Origin of the sequence: Streptosporangium sp. NPDC023825, assembly GCF_040639575.1 — a bacterium.
In the GTDB taxonomy this organism is placed as follows: Bacteria; Actinomycetota; Actinomycetes; order Streptosporangiales; family Streptosporangiaceae; genus Streptosporangium.
Map to the genome: position 1 here is coordinate 103,630 of NZ_JBFAAE010000002.1, position 17,850 is coordinate 121,479.

The following is a 17,850-nucleotide window of genomic DNA, read 5'->3' on the forward strand; positions in this document are numbered from 1 at the left end:
ACACACCGAGTGACGGAGACGATGTTACGGTGACCGACGTGAGCGCCGCACTCGACTACTGGCCCGCCCCGCCCCCGTGGGGATGGACCGCCGACGATCTCGACAACCTCCCGGCGGAGGGACCGAACGGCGAACCCGACTTCTTCAAGCACGTCGAACTCATCGATGGAGCTCTCGTCTTCATGTCCCCCCAGAAACGCTTCCACGAGCGCGTGCTGTTCGGCCTTCGCGTCGTCCTGAACGCCCAGGCTCCTGAGCACGTCGCGGCCGTGATCCAGATGGACGTCAAGCTCGGCCACCGGATGCGCCCCTGCCCCGACGTCGTCGTCGTCGACGCGAAGGCCGCCGATGACGACGACCGGACGTTCTACACCCCCGGCGAGGTGCACCTCGCCGTCGAGGTGGTCTCCCCCGAGTCCGAGGACCGCGACCGCAAGACCAAGCCCTCCCGCTACGCGGAGGCGGGCATCGCGCACTTCTGGCGGGTGGAGAACAGCGGCGGCTCCCCTGTGGTCTACGTCTACGAGCTCGACCCCGCCACCCACGCGTACGCCCTCACCGGCATCCACCACGACCGGCTGACCGTCCCGGTGCCCTTCCCGATCACCATCGACCTCGGCGACCTGCCCAGGTAGACGCCCGGATCAGTCCAGGCCGTCGGCGACGCGTCCCCCCGTACAGACCCATGAGCGCCCGAGGCGAGCGAGCCCCTGCGAGCGCCCCCTGCGCTCCTTCCCGCACGGGCGCTTCAGCTACGGCGGACGACCCCGAACGGCCCCGTACGGATCGCTTCAGCGTCAAAGGGCTCGATGGGCGGCCCGGAGGAAAGCGACTACGGTCTCCACGATGTACGGCGAGACGGGCCGTGTGCGGAGGTGGGTGGGTGTTCCGGGCGGCTTATAAAAATCCGCAAGCAGCGCGCCCGCCAGGCCGGAGGCCTGACGCACCGGACGGTTACCAACGACGGCCGCCCGGAGCACCCACCCACCGGAGCGCGCGCCTGCCAAAGCCCCCGCCGAAGCGCGCACCCACCAAAGCCCCCGACGAAGCACGAGCCATCCAACCCGCTTTGAACGAGCACTCGCACCGCTAACCGGAAACAGAAGCGGCGGCCTTCGCGGCGACCGGAAGAGCGTCGGCGATGCGGGAAAGGGCCTCGTCGTCGTGGGCGGAGGACAGGAACCACGCCTCGTACGCCGACGGCGGCAGGTAGACGCCCTGCTCGAGCATCGCGTGGAAGAACGCCCGGTAGGCGGCGGTGTCCTGCTTCTGGGCACCGGCGAAGTCGGTGACCCGCTCGTCGGTGAAGAAGATCGAGAACAGGCTCCCGGCGCGCTGCAGGCGGTGCGGCACCCCGGCCGCGGACAGGGCGTCGGCGGCGGCGCGGCCGATGACCAGCGCCGCGGCGTCGACCCGGTCGTAGACCCCCTCGTCGCAGGCGCGCAGGGTGGCCAGGCCGGCCGCGCAGGCCAGCGGGTTTCCCGACAGGGTGCCCGCCTGGTAGACCGGCCCCTCCGGCGCGAGGTGGGCCATCACGTCGGCGCGCCCGCCGAACGCGGCGGCGGGCAGGCCGCCGCCCATGACCTTCCCGAAGGTCATGAGGTCGGCGTCGACCGGGTCGAGCCCGTACCAGCCGGACTCCGACACCCGGAAACCGGTGAGCACCTCGTCGACGATCAGCAGCGCGCCGTACGCGGTGCACAGCTCGCGCAGCGTGGCGTTGAACCCGTCGAGCGGCGGGACGACGCCCATGTTGGCCGGGCACGCCTCGGTGATCACGCACGCGATGTCGGCGCCGAAGGTCTGGAAGGCCTCCGTGACCGCCTCGACCGAGTTGTACGGCAGCACCACGGTGTCGGCGGCCGAGGCGCCGGTCACACCGGGGGTGTCGGGCAGGCCGAAGGTCACCACCCCGGAACCGGCCGAGGCGAGGAGGGCGTCGACGTGGCCGTGGTAGCAGCCCGCGAATTTCACGATCTTGGACCGGCCGGTGAACCCGCGGGCCAGCCGCACGGCGGACATGGTGGCCTCGGTACCGGAGCTGACCAGGCGGACCTTCTCCACCGGCTCCACCCGATCGACGATCTCCTCGGCGAGCTCGACCTCGCCGGGGGTCGCCGTACCGAACGAGGTGCCGTCGCGCAGCGCCTCCTGCAGGGCCTCGATGACGGCGGGGTGCCGGTGGCCGAGGATCATCGGCCCCCACGAGCAGACCAGGTCGACGTAGCGGTTGCCGTCGACGTCGGTGATGTAGGGGCCCTGCCCCGAGGTCATGAAGCGCGGCGTCCCGCCGACGGCGCCGAAGGCTCGGACCGGGGAGTTGACGCCCCCGGGGACGATCTCGCGTGCGCGGGCGAACAGGGCCTCGGAGTTATCAGTACGGCTCACGCCCTACAGGGTAGTCACCGCAGGGCGAGCCTCCGCCCGTCCCGTCCGGGCACCTTCGAGCGCGGTGGTGACGACCGGCTCACTCGCAGGTGTCGGCGAGCCAGTCGAGGATGCGGAGAGGGTCGGGCAGCGGGCGTCCGTCGGGCGGGCGCAGCCATGAGCCGGACCCGCCGGTCGGCAGCAGCGAGGGCGGGGCGAGGACGTAGCTGTCGCGGCAGTGCCAGCGCAGGCCGGGCATCTCCTCGATGGTGGACGGACCGAAGTCGAGGGCGCAGGTCCACCACTCGTCCTCGTCGTCGGAGGTGTTCCTGGTGGCCACAAAGAACAGGGCCCGGTCGCCGTTGACGGCGACCGGGCCTGAGGTGGCTCCCGCGGAGTCCATGTTCGCGAGGGTGGTGCGCCCCGCGGCGACCGGTACGTCGAAGACGTCGAACACCCGCCCCGTGGGAAGGACCACGTTCGCCTCGGGCTCGTACCGCCACCAGTTGGTGAGCAGGGTGGGGTCGGTGGTGGCCTGCATCTGCCAGGCCCGCGAGAGCGGGTGGGCCCCCGGGTCGGGACAGCCGACCCGGTCGCAGGAACAGGAGCGCGAACCGCCCTTCAGCGGCCTCGCGCCGGGACAGCTCGCCCAGCCCAGAGCGGCGTACTCCAGCACAGAGTTGATCATCTGCTTCGGATGAGCATGCCGTCTACTTCGACGAACCATCGGTACCCCGACCATTGTGTCCTCCGTCGTCCGCGCATCCCGCGTGTCACCCGGATGCGATCGACCTGTCCACACTCTGGTCAGTGAAGAACGTCAAATACCCAGGGTCTACGCCACCTGGGACACATCCGCACCGGTTATCGCACTCTAACGCACACGCTTCTCCACCAAGCGACGAACCTCCAGTTCTCGGTACGTGCCGTCGGTCTCATCTCAGTTTCGCGGCCACCTCGGTCGCCCAGTAGGTGAGGATCATGTCGGCCCCCGCCCTGCGGATCGCGACCAGCGACTCCATGATCGCCCGGTCCCGGTCGATCCAGCCGTTCGCCGCCGCGGCCTCGACCATGGCGTACTCACCGCTGACCTGGTACGCCGCCACCGGGACGTCCACGGCGTCGCGCACCTGGCGCAGGATGTCGAGGTAGGCCAGCGCGGGCTTGACCATGACGGCGTCGGCGCCCTCGTCGAGGTCCAGCCGCACCTCGCGCAGCGCCTCGCCGACCGGTCCCGCCGCGTCCTGCTGGTAGGCGTTGCGGTCGCCGAACCGGGGAGCGCACTCGGCCGCCTCGCGGAACGGGCCGTAGAACGCCGAGGCGTACTTGGCCGAGTACGCGAGGATCGGGATCTGCTCGAAGCCGTCGCCGTCCAGGGCCGCCCTGATCGCCGCGACCTGGCCGTCCATCATGCCGCTCGGCGCGATGACCTGCGATCCGGCCCGCGCCTGGGCCACCGCCGAGGCCGCGTAGCGCTCCAGGGTGGCGTCGTTGTCGACCTCCCCTTCGGGGGTGAGGATGCCGCAGTGCCCGTGGTCGGTGAACTCGTCCAGGCAGGTGTCGGTCATCACCACCATCGTGTCGCCCACGTCGGCGACCAGGTCGGCGACGGCGAGCTGGACGATCCCCTCCGGGTCGTCGGCCGCCGACCCACGGCCGTCCTTCACCGCGGGGACGCCGAACAGGATCAGCCCGCCGACCCCGGCCTCGGCGGCCTCGTGGGCGGCCTTGCGCAGCGAGTCGCGGGTGTGCTGGAACACCCCGGGCATCGAGCCGATCGGGTTCGGCTCGACGATGCCCTCCTTCACGAACATCGGCAGCACCAGCTCCGCCGGGTGCAGCCGGGTTCCGGCCACCATCCTGCGCATCGGTGCCGTACGGCGGAGCCTGCGCGGGCGCGCGACAGGGAACTGGGCCGTCATGCTGTCTCCCCCTCTCCCCGGCCGGTAGGGGAACTGCGGGCCGGAGGAGCTCGGTGTGTGTTCCTGGCTCGCCGCTCGACGCGGCGTGGTGCCGATCAACGTGACGCGATGCCGACCGCGACACCGGTCAACGCACGAAACCGGTCGGCGTGACACGACACGGGCCGACGTGACGCGGTGCCGACCGGCGTGACGCGGTGCCGGCCGCGACACCGATCCTCGCGGTGGCGATCACGCCCCGCGGCGCTAGCCGGGGGCGTCGGACGCGGCCTGCCCGCCCGTCGTGCGCGGGCGGGCGCCACTTTCAAGGTTACTTGGCGCGGCGCCGGGCTCCCCGCCGGGTCTGCGAGGGCCTGCGGGGGGTGTCCCCCGCCACGACGGCGGCCTGCCGCTGCTTGGCACCATACTCCGCCAGCGCCGCCGCGAGGGCGGAAGCCGAGGGCTTGTCGGCCATCACGTCGACGCGGAGCCCGAACTCCTCGGCGGTCTTGGCGGTCTGCGGGCCGATCACGGCGATGACCGTGACGTTGTGCGGCTTGCCCGCGATGCCCACCAGGTTGCGGACGGTGCTCGACGAGGTGAACAGCACCGCGTCGAACCCGCCGCCCTTGATGGCCTCGCGGGTCGGGGCCGGCGGCGGCGCGGCGCGGACGGTCCGGTAGGCGGTCACGTCGTCGCACTCCCAGCCCAGCTCGGTCAGCCCGGCCACGAGCGTCTCGGTCGCGATGTCGGCGCGCGGCAGCAGCACCCGGTTGATCGGGTCGAGCATCGAGTCGTACGGGGGCCACTCGGCCAGCAGGCCCTCCGACGACTGCTCGCCGGACGGCATCAGGTCGGGCTTGACGCCGAAGCTCACCAGCGCCCGCGCGGTGCTGTCGCCCACGGCCGCGACCTTGAGCCCGGCGAACGCGCGGGCGTCCAGGCCGTACTCCTCGAACTTCTCGCGCACGGCCTTGACCGCGTTCGCGCTGGTGAAGGCGACCCACTCGTAGCGTCCGGTGACCAGGCCCTTGATCGCGCGGTCCATCTGCTGCGGGGTCCGCGGCGGCTCGACGGAGATCGTGGGGACCTCCTCGGGCACCGCGCCGTACGAGTGCAGCTGCTCGACCAGGCTGGCCGACTGCTCCTTGGTCCTGGGCACGAGCACCCGCCAGCCGAACAGCGGCTTGGTCTCGAACCACGACAGCCGGTCGCGCATGCCGACGGCCTCGCCGACCACGATCAGCGCGGGCTCGGTCATCCCCGCGTGCTTGAGATCGGGCGCGAGCCGGCCCAGCGTGGTCACCACGGTGTGCTGCTCGGTGGTGGTGCCCGCGCTGCTGACCGCCACGGGCGTCGAGTCGGGACGGCCCGCCGCGATCAGCGCCTTGCCGATCGGGACGGCCTCGGCGACGCCGTTGTAGATCACCAGGGTGCCTGCCCCGGTGGCGTACGCGGACCAGTCGTCGATCTGGGTCGCGTCCACGACCCGGAACTCGGGCACCGACACCGCGGCGGGGATGCCCGCGTAGGTGAGCACCGCCGTCGCCGGCGGCACGCCGGGCACGATCTCGAAGTCCACCTCCGCCTTGGCACAGGCCGCGACCTCCTCGGTGATCGAGGAGAAGAACATCGGGTCGCCCGCGCACAACCGCACGACGCCGCTGCCGCCCTTGGCGGTCTTGACGACCTTCAGCGAGACGGCGCCGTCCTCGGCCACGTCGACGATCTCGACGTCCTCGCGGCAGTGGCGCAGCAGCGGGCCGTACGCCTCCCGGTCGAGGATGACGACGTCCGCCTTGGAAAGCAGGTCGGCGCCACGCAGCGTGAGCAGGCCCTCATCACCGGGACCCGCGCCGACGAAGGCGACGAACCCGGACGGGCGCTCGAAGGTGGTACTTCCGGAGCTCAATGTGCTCGCTCCCCTATCAACGTGCCGGCCCCTTCCGCGATCATCTCGGCCGCGAGGTCGCGGCCGAGATCCATGGGCGCGGAAGAGCTTCCGGCGGTGGACTTGCGCACCGCGCGCCTGCCGTCGACTGCGACGACAGCGGCGGTAAGGATCAGATCGGGCCCGTTCTCGGCCGAGTACGCGCCCACCGGGGCGGCGCATCCCGCCTCCAGGGCGTTGAGCACCGCGCGCTCGGCGGTGACCGCGGCCCGGGTGCGTGCGTCGTCGAGCACGCTCAGCAGCTCGACCAGGTCGGAGCGGTCGGAGCGGCACTCCACGGCCAGCGCCCCCTGCCCCGGGGCGGGCAGCATCTCCTCGACCTCGAAGATCTGGGAGATCTCGGAGTCGCGGCCCAGCCGGCCGAGCCCGGCGGCGGCGAGCACGACGCCCTGCAGCTGGCCGGAGGTCACCTTGCCGATGCGGGTGTCGGCGTTGCCGCGGATCGGCACGTACTCAAGATCAGGACGGATCATCCGGAGCTGGGCGATCCGGCGCGGGGAACCGGTGCCGATCTTCGCGCCGGGCGGCAGGTCGGCCAGCTTGGCGACGCTCACCAGGGCGTCCCTGGGGTCGTCGCGCGGCGGGATCGCCGCGATGACCACGCGCGGGTCGGGCGTGGTGGGCAGGTCCTTCAGCGAGTGCACCGCGAAGTCGATCTCGCCCTCGATCAGCTTGTCGCGCAGCGCGCTGACGAAGACCCCCGTACCGCCGAGCTGGGTGAGGTCGGCCTTGGTCACGTCGCCGAAGGTGGTGACGCCGACCAGCTCGACGGCCGCGCCGGTCAGCTCGGTGAGGCGGGCGGCGACCAGGCCCGACTGCGTCGTCGCCATGACGCTCCGCCTGGTCCCCAGCCGGAGCGAAGAAGAAACACCGCTCACAGGCCTGCCTCCTTCTTGCTCGGCTCGGTGTTCTTACCCGGCTCGGCGTCGATCGTCTCGATGCGCCTCACCGCTTCGGGCACCTTCGGGTCAAGATTGAACAGCTCACGCAGCGCTTCGGCGTAATGATCGCCCGCAGGGGACTCCGCCAGCTGCTTCACCCGCACGGTGGGCTCGTGGAGCAGCTTGTCGACCACGCGCCTGACGGTCTGGCCGACCTCGTCCCTGACGCGCCCCTCAAGATCGGGGACCCGCGCGACGAGCCGTCCGAGCTCCGCCTCGACCACCTGGGCCGCCTTGCTCCGCAGGGCCACCACGGTCGGCGTGACGCGCGCGGCGCGCTCGGCCGACAGGTAGGCGGTAACCTCCTCGGCGACGATGCCGCGCACGGCGGTGACCGCCTCGGCGCGACCGCCGTCGTCGGTGCCGGCGTCGGCCTCGCTCTCCTGCATGGACTCCAGGTCGACCAGCGTCACACCGGGCAGCCGCCGTACGGCGGGGTCGATGTCGTGCGGCAGGGCCAGGTCCAGCAGGAACGTCTCGTGGGGGGTCACCATGTCCGCCGTGATGACCACGTCGGTGGCGCCGGTGCAGGAGATGACCAGGTCGGCCTCCGCCAGTTCGGCCGTCAGGTCGCCGAACGCGGCGGCCCTGCCGCCGACCGTCTGCGCCAGCCGCACGGCGCGCTCGTGGGTCCGGTTGACCACCACGATGTCGGTGACGCCCGCCCGCTGCAGGGTCGCGGCCGACAGGGCGCTCATCGAACCCGCGCCCACCACCAGGGCCCGCTTCCCCTCCAGGGGGCCGAGGGCGCGCTCGGCGAGGGTCAGCCCCACGCCGACGAGGGAGGCGCCCGCCCGGTCGATGCCGGTCTCGGTGTGCGAGCGCTTGCCCACCCGCAGTGACTGCTGGACGAGCTCGTTGAGCGTCGGGCCGAGGGTGCCCTCCTCCTGGGCGAGCCTGAGCGCCGAACGCACCTGGCCGAGGATCTGCCCCTCTCCCACGACCATCGAGTCGAGGCCGGAGCCGACCGAGAACAGGTGCTCGACGGCACGGTCCTCGTAGTGCACGTAGAGGTGGGAGGCCAGCTGCTCCATGGAGACGCCGGAGTGGGCGCTGAGCAGCCGGGAGAGCGAGGTCACCGCGGCGTGGAACCGGTCGACCTCGGCGTAGATCTCGACCCGGTTGCACGTCGAGACGACCATGCTCTCGGCGACGTGGACGTCCTGCTGGATGTCCTGGAGCAGCTTCACCAGCGAGTCACCGGAGACGGAGACCCGTTCCAGCAGGGCCACCGGTGCCGTCCGGTGGCTCAGGCCGACGACGAGAACGCTCATCGGCCCTCTCCCGCCTTCCGCTCGCTCCGGGAGGCTCCGGAACCCCGAAGGGCTCCCGAGTCCCGGAAGGCCCGTGAGTCCCGAGAGTCGCGGGAGGCCCGTGAGTCCCGGAAGGCCCGTGAGCCACGAGAGGCTCCGGAACGGCGAGAGGAGAGGTGGCCGGCCGGAGCCGGGGCCGCGGCGCTCGCCGCACTACTGGTCACCCTGCTCATGCTCGCCGTATTCGTGCTTGCCGTCTCCGTATTCGTCCTCATACGCGCCATCGTCATGGTGATCGTCATGCTCGTCGCGGTCGTCCGGGACGTCGCGGTCGTCCGGTAAAGCGTCATGGTCGCCCGGGAAGGCCGGGAGATACCGCGTCCGTCAACATGCCCGTCAGCGTGCCCGCCGGCTCGTGCGCCGTGCCTCTTCACAAGTCCACCGCCTCGGGCCACTCCTCGGCCATCGCGGGCCCCCCACTCATCCGATCCGCCTTGCGCTGCTCGTGGAACGCCAAGATCTGCAATTCAATCGACAGGTCGACCTTACGGATATCAACGCCTTCCGGCACGGAAAGGACGACGGGGGCGAAGTTCAGGATGCTGGTGACCCCTACGGCGACGACCCGGTCGGCCACCTGCTGGGCCGCCACGGCCGGTGTCGCGAGCACCACGATCGACACTCCCCGCCGCCTTATCACGGCTTCCAGCTCGTCGATGTGCTCCACATTCAATCCCGCGATGTGGTCGCCCACCACTTCGGGGTCCGCGTCGAGCAGCGCCGCGACCCTGAACCCGCGGGAGACGAACCCGCCGTAATTGGCGAGCGCACGCCCGAGGTTACCCACTCCGACGATGGCGACGGCCCAGTCCTGGGTGAGACCCAGCTCACGGGAGATCTGGTAGATGAGGTATTCGACGTCGTAGCCGACCCCCCGGGTGCCGTACGACCCCAGGTGGGAGAGGTCCTTGCGGAGCTTGGCCGAGTTGACGCCCGCCGCGACGGCGAGATCCTCCGAGCTCACGGTCGCCAGGCCACGCTCGGCCATGCCGTTCAGCGCTCGCAGATAGAGCGGCAGCCGGGCGACGGTCGCCTCGGGAATGCCGCGTTCGCGGGCTTGGGACAGACGGCGGATCACGTGCCGGAACTCCAGGGGGACAGGCGGCCGGCGCGGCCCGGACGCGACGGATGACGAGGTGAAACCACTGTCATTCAGGTTAGTCCTTTTGTGAACCGATGCACAAAGTGAGTGTTCACAATCTTGGCCGTGCCCCCCTCCGGTCCCTCGTCCGCCCCCTCACCAGGCCCTGAACCTGCGTGTACGGCGGGCGCGAGCCCCGTCGCCACCGGGCCTTTCCGTCCGCCGGGCCGGATCCTCACCCCTCGCCGCGAGGGCCGGCGCTTCGCCGCGGTTCGGCTACCGTGGCGGTCATGTCACCGCGAGACCATCGCATCACCCTGCTCGGCAAACCCGGTTGCCACCTGTGCGACGACGCGCGGGCGGTGATCGAGCGGGTCGCCGCGGACCTCGGCGTCCCGTGGGAGGAGCGCGACATCACGGCCTCCGAGGAGGACCGGGCCCGCTACTGGGAGATGATCCCCGTCACCCTTGTCGACGGGGTGCAGCACGACTTCTGGCGCGTCGACGAGAACCGCCTGCGCGCCGCCCTCGACGCCTGAGCCGCCCTCGAGGCCCTCGAGGCCCTCGGCGCCCGAAGGACTCGCCCCGCCCGTCGGCCCCCGCCCGTCGGCGCCGCGGGTGGCCGCCTGACAGGCCACCCGCGCCGTTCACTACCTGAAGGCGGTCGGGAGCGGCATAACCTTCGCGGCGTTCACAGTGAGTTCGATCACATTGGTGGCGAGCACCATCGTCTGGCGCTCGGTGACGAAGCGCTGCGTGTGGGGCTGGCGCTGGTGGTCGCCGTAGGCGACCTCGTCCCGGTAGAGCTCGTAGACGATGCGCTGGAGAGGCGCCGACTTCACCGAGTGGCAGGTGTAGACGAGCGTGTCCGGCTCGGAGCGGCGCACCGCCTCGACGGTCTCCTCCGCTAGCCGGTCGAATCTCTCGCCGGTGCCGTCGATCAGGGTGAAGACCGTCAGCAGACCGAAGATGCTCGGTGAGGGGCGGTTCGAGCCTCCCGGCAGGTCACCGGCCCCGCCCGGCGTACCCGGCCCGCCCGGATACATGGCGCCGGTCGAGGGCGTGACGCCGAACGCCGGGTCGTAGCCCTGCGAGCCCCCCCGGTCGTAGCCTCGGGAGCCTCCGCGCCCCTGCTCGGAGCCCGGGGAGGGCGCGCCGCCGAAGGCCTGGTCGGCGGGCATCGGCTGGAGGCTTCCCGACCTGCCGGGGCCGGGCACGCCCGGCATGCCGAACTCGCCGGTGCCCGGGCCCGCGGGCCTGCCGAACTCACCGGTCCCGCCGGGCCTGCCGAACTCGCCGGTGCCCGGGCCTGACGACCTGCCGGAACCGGGGGCGCCGTGCCTGCCGAACTCGTGGGCCGGGATGTTGTACTCACCGGTCGCCGGGCCGGGCACGCCCGGCATGCCGAACTGGCCGGTGACCGGCGGCTGCCTGCCGGGATCACCGCCGCGCCTGCCGAGCTCACCGCCGGACGGCTGGTCGGCGGGCGGCATGCCGTACTCACCCGCCATGAACATCCCCGTGGCGGGGCCACCGAACCTGTCGTCGGGCGGGGAGGGCTGCTGCTGCCGCATGCGCGCAGCGTAGTCGACGTCCTGCTCACCCGCCCGGTACTCGGCCACGAGGTCACCGAGGCCTGAGCGGCGGGGCGCCTCCTCGGCCAGGGCGCGGGCGGGGGGACTCTCCGGGGCCACTCGGCGGCCGGCGACCTGCACGTCGCGGGGCTCGTACTCGGGGCGGCGCGGCCGCGGGGGGCGGTCCTCCCACTCGTCGTCCGCGTCGTCCGCGTCCTCGTCGTCGTCCTCGTAGGGCGCGAGCGGGCGGAGCATGGCGTACCAGACCGCGGCGGCGGTGACGAAGAGCAGGAGCGCGGTGAACATCCCGGACACCGCGAAGCTGACGGCTCCGACGAGGGCGAGGCCGGTGGGGCCGAGCACCAGGAGCGCGTGCATGTTGTCGGCGTCGTAGTCGTCACCGCCGCGCCAGCGCAGGACCGCCAGCAGCAGCCCGCCCAGCAGCACGAGCGCGACGATCACGTGGACGGCCCCGAGCAGGTAGGCCGGGGGCAGGTTCCAGTGGTGGCCGCCCAGCGGGAGGGCCTTGGCGAAGTCCTTCTCCTGCCGGACCGGGTCGACCGCCAGGATCACCGTGGCGATGACGGTGAAGGCGATCCCCATGAGCCAGGAGGAGAACCTGGCCGTGCCCTTGCGGGCCATCAACTGGATGACCCCGACGGCCAGCCACAGGGGCGCCAGCATGGATCCGGTCAGTTGATAAATACGGAACGTGCCTGCCCCAAATCCGATCAGATAACCGGTGGCGATTACTCCGAGTGAGACGGAGAGAGACGCCGTCGTGATGCTCCAGGCGATCAGCCAGCCCTTGGGCTCACTGCGGAGGCGACTGACGAGAGCACCGGTGGCGATGGCTGCGAGCAATGCACCGGCGAAGGCGATGACAGCGACGAGGACTTCCATGGTGTCTCCAATGCTGCCGGACATTACCCCCCAACCGGTAGCCGAACCCTCGTCCGGCTCCCGGCGCCGGTCTGAAACAACCGACCCCACACCGTATCCGGCGATTACCCCCAGTCACGACGCTTCAAAGTGGATTGTGGAATTTCCACTTCATTTCTAGAGTGATCGAGCACGCCGTACCCCCTCCCCTCAGGGATACCGGATGCCTGAAACGTGGCCGCTCGCCGGGCACCTCCCCACGACAGCCGGGGTAGCCCAGCCCGTCCGCAGTAGTGACCTCACCGTGCGTGAGGATGCCTCCGAAGAACTCCGGAGGCTCGTTTTGCGCGCCAAAACCGGAGATTCGGATGCTTTTGGCACGCTCTACGATCGTTACCTCACCCTGGTGTACCGCTACGTCTACTTCCGGGTCGGCTCACACCCACTGGCCGAGGATCTCACGAGCGAGACCTTTCTCCGCGCGCTCCGCCGGATCACGGACTTCACGTGGCAAGGGCGTGATTTCGGGGCCTGGCTCGTGACCATCGCGAGGAACCTGATCACCGATCACTTCAAGTCCGGCAGGTACCGCCTTGAGGTCACGACGGCCGAGGTGATCGACACACCGCTCGACGGGCCGCACATCCCGGAGAACGCCGTCGTCACCGCGATGATCAGCGATCGGGTGCTCACCGCCGTCCGCGGTCTCGGCCCCGAGCAGCAGGAGTGTGTGGTCCTGCGCTTCCTGCACGGCATGTCGCTGGCGGAGACCGCGCTCATCATGGGCAAGAAGAGCGGCGCCATCAAGGCACTCCAGTTCCGCGCGATCCGCGCCCTGGCCCGCGCGCTGCCCTCTGACCTCAGCTGAGACCCGCCGGCATCGGCCGTCCTCGGCCCGTCGTCTCCCGGCCGCGGCCGCCACGCCCGAAACAATGTTCCCATGCCGATGTGGCGCAGCGCGTAACCTGCCGTGCCGAGTCGTCGTTAGGCAAGTGACACCGATGGATCATGAGCTGGGGGCGGCGGGGAGCGTTCATGGGGAAGTGGCTGCCCGGATTCTCGCGGAGGTCGCAGGCGCGCATTCAGGACCGCGTGTCACGACTCGGCGCCCGCATGGCGGCCACTCCCGGGCCCGAGTTCAACGCCAGGCTCCGCGAGCGGCTCACCCAGTCCCCTCCGGGGGAGGACGTCCCCGAGCAGCGGCCGGTGAGCCCCCGCCACTCCCGGCGGAGGTCGCGCGCGGGGCTGTTCCCGCGACTGCTGAGCCTCGCCCTGGTGGCCTCGATGGCGGTGTCCGGCATGTGGACCTACCGGTCGATGCCCGGTGACGCCTTCTACCCGCTCAAGCGCGCCGCCGAGAGAACGCTGTTCCACCTGAGCAGCGACGACGCCGAGCGGGCCGACCGCTCCTTCGGCTACGCCGAGACCCGCGCCCGCGAGGTCAAGGAGCTCCTGGGCTCGGACGAGGGCGAGGGCGGGCGCGAGGAGGTGATCGGGGAGACCCTCCAGGCCATGGAGGACACCACGCGCTCCGCGGTGACCTCCCTGCGGCAGATGCGGCGCCGCGACTCCGCGAGCGCCAAGGAGCTCAAGCGCTTCGTCCAGAAACAGCGTACCCAGATCGCCGGGATGATCCCCAAGATGGGAGCGGAGAACCAGCGCAAGGCCCACGTCTACCTCAACTACATCGAGGGCCTGGCCCCGCCCGAGTAGCCGGTCCGGTACCGGGCCGGTCCCGCCCCCACCGTCCCGGACCGCCGCGAAAGGGAGCCGGGCCGCCTGCCCCTCCCGAAGCGCGACATCGGAACCCGGCCCCGGCCCCGGCCCTGGCCCCGGCCCCGGCGGGCTCGCGCGATGTCGTACGACACCAAGACGTCACATCCGGCTCATACCGACGCTACTGATCTCACCCCTCTGTCCCGGTTAAGCTGAGGTGCTATGAGGCGGCTACTACGACGGCGGGACGAAGCGGAGACGGCCAGACGGGCGACGGTCGGGGAGGTCGCGGCGGGCGAGGTCGCCGCCGCGGCCGCCGTGGCGATGCCGATGGCCGAGCCCGACCCGGTGTCCGCCGCCTTCTTCGACGTCGACAACACCATGATGCGCGGCGCCTCCATCTACCACTTCGCCCGCGGTCTCGCCTCCCGGGGCCTGTTCACCAGCAAGGACCTGTTCAGGTTCGCGATGGGCCAGGTGGTCTTCCGGATCCGCGGCGACGAGAACCCCGCGCACATCGACGAGGCCAGGGAGACCGCGCTGGCGTTCGTCGCGGGGAGCAAGGTCGAGGAGATCGTCCGGCTCGGTGAGGAGATCTACGACGAGGTGATGGCGGACCGCATCTGGGCGGGCACCCGCGCCATCGCGCAGGCGCACCTCGACGCGGGCCAGCGGGTCTGGCTGGTCACCGCGACCCCGGTGGAACTGGCCCGGGTGATCGCCCAGCGCCTCGGCCTGACCGGCGCGCTCGGCACCGTCGCCGAGACCGAGAACGGCGTCTACACCGGCCGCCTGGTCGGCGACCTGCTCCACGGCCCCGCCAAGGCGGAGGCCGTCAAGGCCCTGGCCCGCAGGGAGGGGCTCGACCTGTCGCGCTGCTCCGCCTACAGCGACTCGGCCAACGACCTGCCCCTGCTCTCCCTCGTCGGCCACGCCACCGCGATCAACCCGGACGCCGAGCTGCGCGAGTTCGCCCGGCAGAACAGCTGGGACATCAAGGACTTCCGTACGGGGCGCAAGGCGACCATGATCGGCCTGCCCATCGCGGCGGGTGCCGGAGCCCTCGCGGGCGGCATCGCCGCCGCCGTCGCCCTGCGCCGCCACTACCGCTCCGGCCGCTGACCCTTCGCTCGCGCCACCCGCCCTCCCCGCCGCCGTCCTTGCCGCCCCCGGCCGTGACGGCCCTCCTCGGTAAGGCCTCGAAGCTCGGAAAGCCCGGAAGGGCGTGGGGAAGGAGCCTCGGAGAAAGGGCTTCGGGGAAAGCTTCAGAGGAAGGCTTCAGAGGAAGGGGAAGGCGTGGCCGCGCCTGAGCCGGAGCTCGTCGAGCTGCTGCTGGACGACCTCCCTGACCTGGTCGGTGAGGTTGAAGACCAGCATGGGGTCGTCGGCGTCGGCGGGGTCGAGCTCGTCGGTGCGGATCGGCTCGCCGAAGCCGATCATCCACTTGGACGGGAGCGGGACCAGCCCGAGGGGCCCGAGCCAGGGGAACAGCGGCGTGACCGGCAGGTAGGGAAGGCCGAGCACCCTGGCCAGGATCCGCAGGTCACCGATCTTGGGGTAGATCTCCTCCGCGCCCACGATGGCGCAGGGAACGATCGGCACGCCCGCTCGGATGGCCGAGGCGACGAAGCCGCCCCGGCCGAAGCGCTGCAGCCGGTAGCGATCGGAGAACGGCTTGCCGACCCCCTTGAAACCCTCGGGAAAGACGCCGACGACCTCGCCCTTGCGGAGCAGCCGGTCGGCGTCCTCGCGGCAGGCGAGGGTGTGTCCGGTCTTGCGGGACAGGTGGCCGAGCACCGGGAGCCGGTAGACCAGGTCGGCCCCCAGGAGACGGAGCGCGCGACGTCCGGGATGGTCGTCGTACAGGGCCACCTGCAACATGAGCCCGTCGAGCGGGAGGGTGCCGGAGTGGTTGGCCACGATCAGGGCTCCGGAGTCGCCGGGCACGTTGTGCATGCCCACGGTCTCGGTGCGGAACCAGTGGCGGTACAGCGGGCGGATCAGCTCCAGCAGCACCCTGTCGGTGAGCTCCGCGTCGAACCCGAACTCGTCGACCTCGTAGTCGCCGGTCACCCTGCGGCGCAGGAAGGCGAGCAGCTCGGCCAGCCGGTGATCGTCGTCCTCCTCGCCGGCCCGCGGTCCGGAGAAAGGCCACCCGGCCTCGGGGACAGGTTCACCGGACGCTTCAGGGAAGAGGCCGCCGGACGCACCGGGAGCTTCCGGGAAGGACGCACCGGGGGCTTCCCGGAAGGACGCACCGGGAGCTCCCGGGGAGAGGTCGCCGGACGGGTCGGACGCCTCGAAGGGGGGTTCGCCGGACGGATCGGGGAGATGCTCGCGGGAGGCGCGGGCCCTGGTGATGGGAATCACCTCGGCGTCCTCGCCCCCGCTCACCGCCTCGCTCATCCCGTCACCGGCCGGGACACCATGTCCACCAGGGCTGCGGGAAGGCCTCCGGCCAGGTCACGCGCGCGCAGGAAGTCCTCGAAGGCGGCCGCGGTGGAGAACTTCGGCCTCCAGCCGAGTTCCGTGGACAGCGCGGCGGTGTCCACCACGCGTCCGTGACACATCAGGCGGAGTTGCTCGGGGGAGAATCCGACCAGTCCCGCGCTCCGGGCGAGGTGGCCCATGAGGCGGAAGACGGGAGAGGGGACGGGCATCGGGAGCAGGCCCGCCCTGCGCGCGCACTGCGACAGGAGCAGCACGCCGTCTCCGGCCACGTTGAACGTGCCGGGGTGGTCCTCCATCGCCATCCGCCGCAGCACCTCGACCGCGTCGTCCTCGTGGACGAACTGCAGCCGCGGGTCGAACCCGAGCACGGTCGGCAGGACGGGCTGGGTGAAGTAACGCGTCAGCGGTGAGTCGACGCCGGGTCCCATGAAGTTGGCGAACCTGAGCGTCGACACGGCCACGTCGCGGCGCCGCCTGGCGAAGCCCCGGACATAGCCCTCCACCTCGGAGGCGTCCTTGGCGTAGCCGCGGCTCGGCGGCTCTCCCGGCTCGGCGTCCTCGGTGAAGACCGCGGGGTCGTGCGGGGAGGAACCGTAGACGGCGGTGGTCGAGCGCACGACGACGCGGCGGACCGTCGCGGACCGCTGACAGGCACCGAGCAACTGCATGGTGCCGATGACGTTGTGCTCCTTCATGAGCGCGCGGCCGCCGCTCCTGGGGGGAGCGCTCACCAGACTCATGTGAACGACGGTGTCGATGTCGGCGGCCGCGATCACCTGGGCGATGTCGGGGCTGCGCAGGTCGACGCGGACGAACTCCGTCCGGCCGAGAGGTACGCCGCCATCACGTGAGAGCGAGGGCGGCGGCACCGTATCCACTCCGATGACCCGGTCGATGTCCGGGTCATCCGCGAGAACGCTCGCCACTCGGGCGCCGATGTGGCGCGAGACCCCGGTGACAAGCACGGTGTGGGTCATCGGCGCCTCGCAGATCCGCGCTACTTCTTGTTACGCCGCTGGATGCGGGTCTTCTTGAGAAGCTTGCGGTGCTTCTTCTTCGCCATGCGCTTACGGCGCTTCTTGATCACAGAGCCCACGGGACCCCCAGGTAGCTGGTAGCCGAGATTGTCGAACCGGTGCGCGAGAGCACACCGGCACAACAGACTACCGGCGATCCACGGTAGATCGCCCCTAGGGGGACCCCGGGCGCACGAACTCACGACGTGGCGACCACGCCGCTACCCCGACGAGACAGGGACCGGCTCCCCAACGGTCATACCGGAAATCACGCCCCGGTCAGACCGGAAGGAGCAGGACCATGAGCGCCCAGCGCGCCTGGCTCACCTCACGGCCGGATCGTTCCCCCCGGCCGCTCGGCTCGACGCGTCGAGCCCACCCTGCCTCAACCTGCCTCGATGTAGGCATCCCTCAGATAATCGTGAACCGCCTGCTCCGGCACCCGGAAGGATCGACCGACCCGGATGGCCGGCAGCTCGCCCGAATGCACGAGTCGGTACACAGTCATCTTGGACACCCTCATGACAGTGGCCACTTCTGCCACCGTCAGGAACTTCACCTCGCTGAGAGGTCTTTCGCCTGCACCCATCGGACGCCTCTTCCGCACGTGTATCCGGGTTATCCCCACTGGTGCCATTGCTCACGCACGTGTACTGC

Annotated in this window: 18 protein-coding genes; 6 read left to right on the plus strand and 12 right to left on the minus strand. The window is 70.9% G+C overall.

The annotated features are described in order from the left end of the window. Positions 1–38 precede the first annotated feature (38 nt). Positions 39–635: a Uma2 family endonuclease gene (locus AB0G15_RS02235; protein ID WP_362834630.1), complete on the plus strand. Its 597-nt coding sequence runs from the start codon at positions 39–41 to the stop codon at positions 633–635. A 454-nt stretch (positions 636–1,089) separates the two neighbouring features. Here AB0G15_RS02235 and hemL read toward each other — a convergent pair whose 3' ends face one another. From hemL to AB0G15_RS02265, 6 genes are all read right to left on the minus strand, one after another. Then, positions 1,090–2,388 (minus strand): glutamate-1-semialdehyde 2,1-aminomutase, encoded by a 1,299-nt coding sequence (hemL, locus tag AB0G15_RS02240; protein ID WP_362834632.1) that lies wholly within the window; start codon positions 2,386–2,388, stop codon positions 1,090–1,092. Between the two features lie 79 nt (positions 2,389–2,467). Further along, positions 2,468–3,109 carry a bifunctional DNA primase/polymerase gene (locus tag AB0G15_RS02245; RefSeq protein ID WP_362834633.1) on the minus strand — a complete coding sequence of 214 codons (642 nt, stop codon included), beginning with the start codon at positions 3,107–3,109 and terminating at the stop codon, positions 2,468–2,470. Positions 3,110–3,302: 193 nt separating this feature from the next. Continuing rightward, on the minus strand, positions 3,303–4,289 hold the full coding sequence (gene hemB, locus AB0G15_RS02250) for a porphobilinogen synthase (protein WP_362834634.1): 987 nt from the start codon (positions 4,287–4,289) through the stop codon (positions 3,303–3,305). A 310-nt stretch (positions 4,290–4,599) separates the two neighbouring features. Continuing rightward, positions 4,600–6,180: a uroporphyrinogen-III synthase gene (locus AB0G15_RS02255; protein WP_362834635.1), complete on the minus strand. Its 1,581-nt coding sequence runs from the start codon at positions 6,178–6,180 to the stop codon at positions 4,600–4,602. After that, on the minus strand, positions 6,177–7,097 hold the full coding sequence (gene hemC, locus AB0G15_RS02260; protein ID WP_362690124.1) for a hydroxymethylbilane synthase: 921 nt from the start codon (positions 7,095–7,097) through the stop codon (positions 6,177–6,179). Before hemC ends, AB0G15_RS02255 begins: the two co-directional genes overlap by 4 nt. Continuing rightward, entirely contained in the window at positions 7,094–8,434 is a 1,341-nt protein-coding gene (locus AB0G15_RS02265; RefSeq protein ID WP_362834636.1) for a glutamyl-tRNA reductase, read from the minus strand. The genes hemC and AB0G15_RS02265 overlap by 4 nt, the downstream gene beginning before the upstream one ends. Between AB0G15_RS02265 and AB0G15_RS02270 the strand changes: the two genes are divergently transcribed. Then, the gene (locus AB0G15_RS02270) at positions 8,405–8,755 is read left to right on the plus strand and encodes a hypothetical protein (protein ID WP_362834637.1); all 351 of its coding nucleotides are present in this window, start codon (positions 8,405–8,407) and stop codon (positions 8,753–8,755) included. The genes AB0G15_RS02265 and AB0G15_RS02270 overlap by 30 nt on opposite strands. An 88-nt stretch (positions 8,756–8,843) precedes the next feature. Here AB0G15_RS02270 and AB0G15_RS02275 read toward each other — a convergent pair whose 3' ends face one another. Next, complete coding sequence (locus AB0G15_RS02275) at positions 8,844–9,551, minus strand: redox-sensing transcriptional repressor Rex (protein WP_362690118.1); 708 nt, start codon at positions 9,549–9,551, stop codon at positions 8,844–8,846. A 293-nt stretch (positions 9,552–9,844) separates the two neighbouring features. Here AB0G15_RS02275 and AB0G15_RS02280 point away from each other — a divergent pair, with 293 nt between their 5' ends. Beyond that, positions 9,845–10,093: a glutaredoxin family protein gene (locus tag AB0G15_RS02280; RefSeq protein ID WP_362834638.1), complete on the plus strand. Its 249-nt coding sequence runs from the start codon at positions 9,845–9,847 to the stop codon at positions 10,091–10,093. A gap of 111 nt (positions 10,094–10,204) precedes the next feature. On the opposite strand, the gene AB0G15_RS02285 is transcribed toward AB0G15_RS02280, so the two are convergent. After that, complete coding sequence (locus AB0G15_RS02285; RefSeq protein ID WP_362834639.1) at positions 10,205–11,812, minus strand: antibiotic biosynthesis monooxygenase; 1,608 nt, start codon at positions 11,810–11,812, stop codon at positions 10,205–10,207. A gap of 421 nt (positions 11,813–12,233) precedes the next feature. Here AB0G15_RS02285 and AB0G15_RS02290 point away from each other — a divergent pair, with 421 nt between their 5' ends. From AB0G15_RS02290 to AB0G15_RS02300, 3 genes are all read left to right on the plus strand, one after another. Further along, positions 12,234–12,878, plus strand: a complete 645-nt coding sequence (locus AB0G15_RS02290; RefSeq protein WP_362690109.1) for a sigma-70 family RNA polymerase sigma factor — start codon at positions 12,234–12,236, stop codon at positions 12,876–12,878. A gap of 167 nt (positions 12,879–13,045) precedes the next feature. Further along, a complete protein-coding gene (locus AB0G15_RS02295) occupies positions 13,046–13,723 on the plus strand; it encodes a DUF5667 domain-containing protein (protein WP_362834640.1) in 678 nt (225 codons plus the stop codon). Positions 13,724–14,050: 327 nt separating this feature from the next. Beyond that, entirely contained in the window at positions 14,051–14,848 is a 798-nt protein-coding gene (locus AB0G15_RS02300; RefSeq protein WP_362690466.1) for an HAD-IB family hydrolase, read from the plus strand. Positions 14,849–15,004: 156 nt separating this feature from the next. On the opposite strand, the gene AB0G15_RS02305 is transcribed toward AB0G15_RS02300, so the two are convergent. From AB0G15_RS02305 to AB0G15_RS02320, 4 genes are all read right to left on the minus strand, one after another. Next, positions 15,005–16,132 (minus strand): lysophospholipid acyltransferase family protein, encoded by a 1,128-nt coding sequence (locus AB0G15_RS02305; protein WP_362834641.1) that lies wholly within the window; start codon positions 16,130–16,132, stop codon positions 15,005–15,007. Further along, positions 16,129–17,154 carry an NAD-dependent epimerase/dehydratase family protein gene (locus AB0G15_RS02310; RefSeq protein WP_362834642.1) on the minus strand — a complete coding sequence of 342 codons (1,026 nt, stop codon included), beginning with the start codon at positions 17,152–17,154 and terminating at the stop codon, positions 16,129–16,131. The genes AB0G15_RS02305 and AB0G15_RS02310 overlap by 4 nt, the downstream gene beginning before the upstream one ends. A gap of 20 nt (positions 17,155–17,174) precedes the next feature. Further along, positions 17,175–17,273, minus strand: a complete 99-nt coding sequence (locus tag AB0G15_RS02315; RefSeq protein ID WP_018654693.1) for an AURKAIP1/COX24 domain-containing protein — start codon at positions 17,271–17,273, stop codon at positions 17,175–17,177. A gap of 305 nt (positions 17,274–17,578) precedes the next feature. Further along, a complete protein-coding gene (locus tag AB0G15_RS02320) occupies positions 17,579–17,782 on the minus strand; it encodes a helix-turn-helix domain-containing protein (protein WP_012887307.1) in 204 nt (67 codons plus the stop codon). Between the last annotated feature and the right edge of the window lie 68 nt (positions 17,783–17,850).

Excerpts from the sequence above, each read along its gene's own strand:
- AB0G15_RS02265 (WP_362834636.1), bottom strand. The coding sequence starts at position 8,434 with ATGAGCGTTCTCGTCGTCGGCCTGAGCCACCGGACGGCACCGGTGGCC.
- AB0G15_RS02290 (WP_362690109.1), top strand. The coding sequence starts at position 12,234 with ATGCCTGAAACGTGGCCGCTCGCCGGGCACCTCCCCACGACAGCCGGG.
- AB0G15_RS02295 (WP_362834640.1), top strand. The coding sequence starts at position 13,046 with ATGGGGAAGTGGCTGCCCGGATTCTCGCGGAGGTCGCAGGCGCGCATT.
- AB0G15_RS02245 (WP_362834633.1), bottom strand. The coding sequence starts at position 3,109 with ATGGTCGGGGTACCGATGGTTCGTCGAAGTAGACGGCATGCTCATCCG.
- AB0G15_RS02300 (WP_362690466.1), top strand. The coding sequence starts at position 14,051 with ATGCCGATGGCCGAGCCCGACCCGGTGTCCGCCGCCTTCTTCGACGTC.
- AB0G15_RS02305 (WP_362834641.1), bottom strand. The coding sequence starts at position 16,132 with ATGAGCGAGGCGGTGAGCGGGGGCGAGGACGCCGAGGTGATTCCCATC.
- AB0G15_RS02285 (WP_362834639.1), bottom strand. The coding sequence starts at position 11,812 with ATGCTGGCGCCCCTGTGGCTGGCCGTCGGGGTCATCCAGTTGATGGCC.
- hemB (WP_362834634.1), bottom strand. The coding sequence starts at position 4,289 with ATGACGGCCCAGTTCCCTGTCGCGCGCCCGCGCAGGCTCCGCCGTACG.
- AB0G15_RS02310 (WP_362834642.1), bottom strand. The coding sequence starts at position 17,154 with ATGACCCACACCGTGCTTGTCACCGGGGTCTCGCGCCACATCGGCGCC.
- AB0G15_RS02280 (WP_362834638.1), top strand. The coding sequence starts at position 9,845 with ATGTCACCGCGAGACCATCGCATCACCCTGCTCGGCAAACCCGGTTGC.
- AB0G15_RS02320 (WP_012887307.1), bottom strand. The coding sequence starts at position 17,782 with ATGGGTGCAGGCGAAAGACCTCTCAGCGAGGTGAAGTTCCTGACGGTG.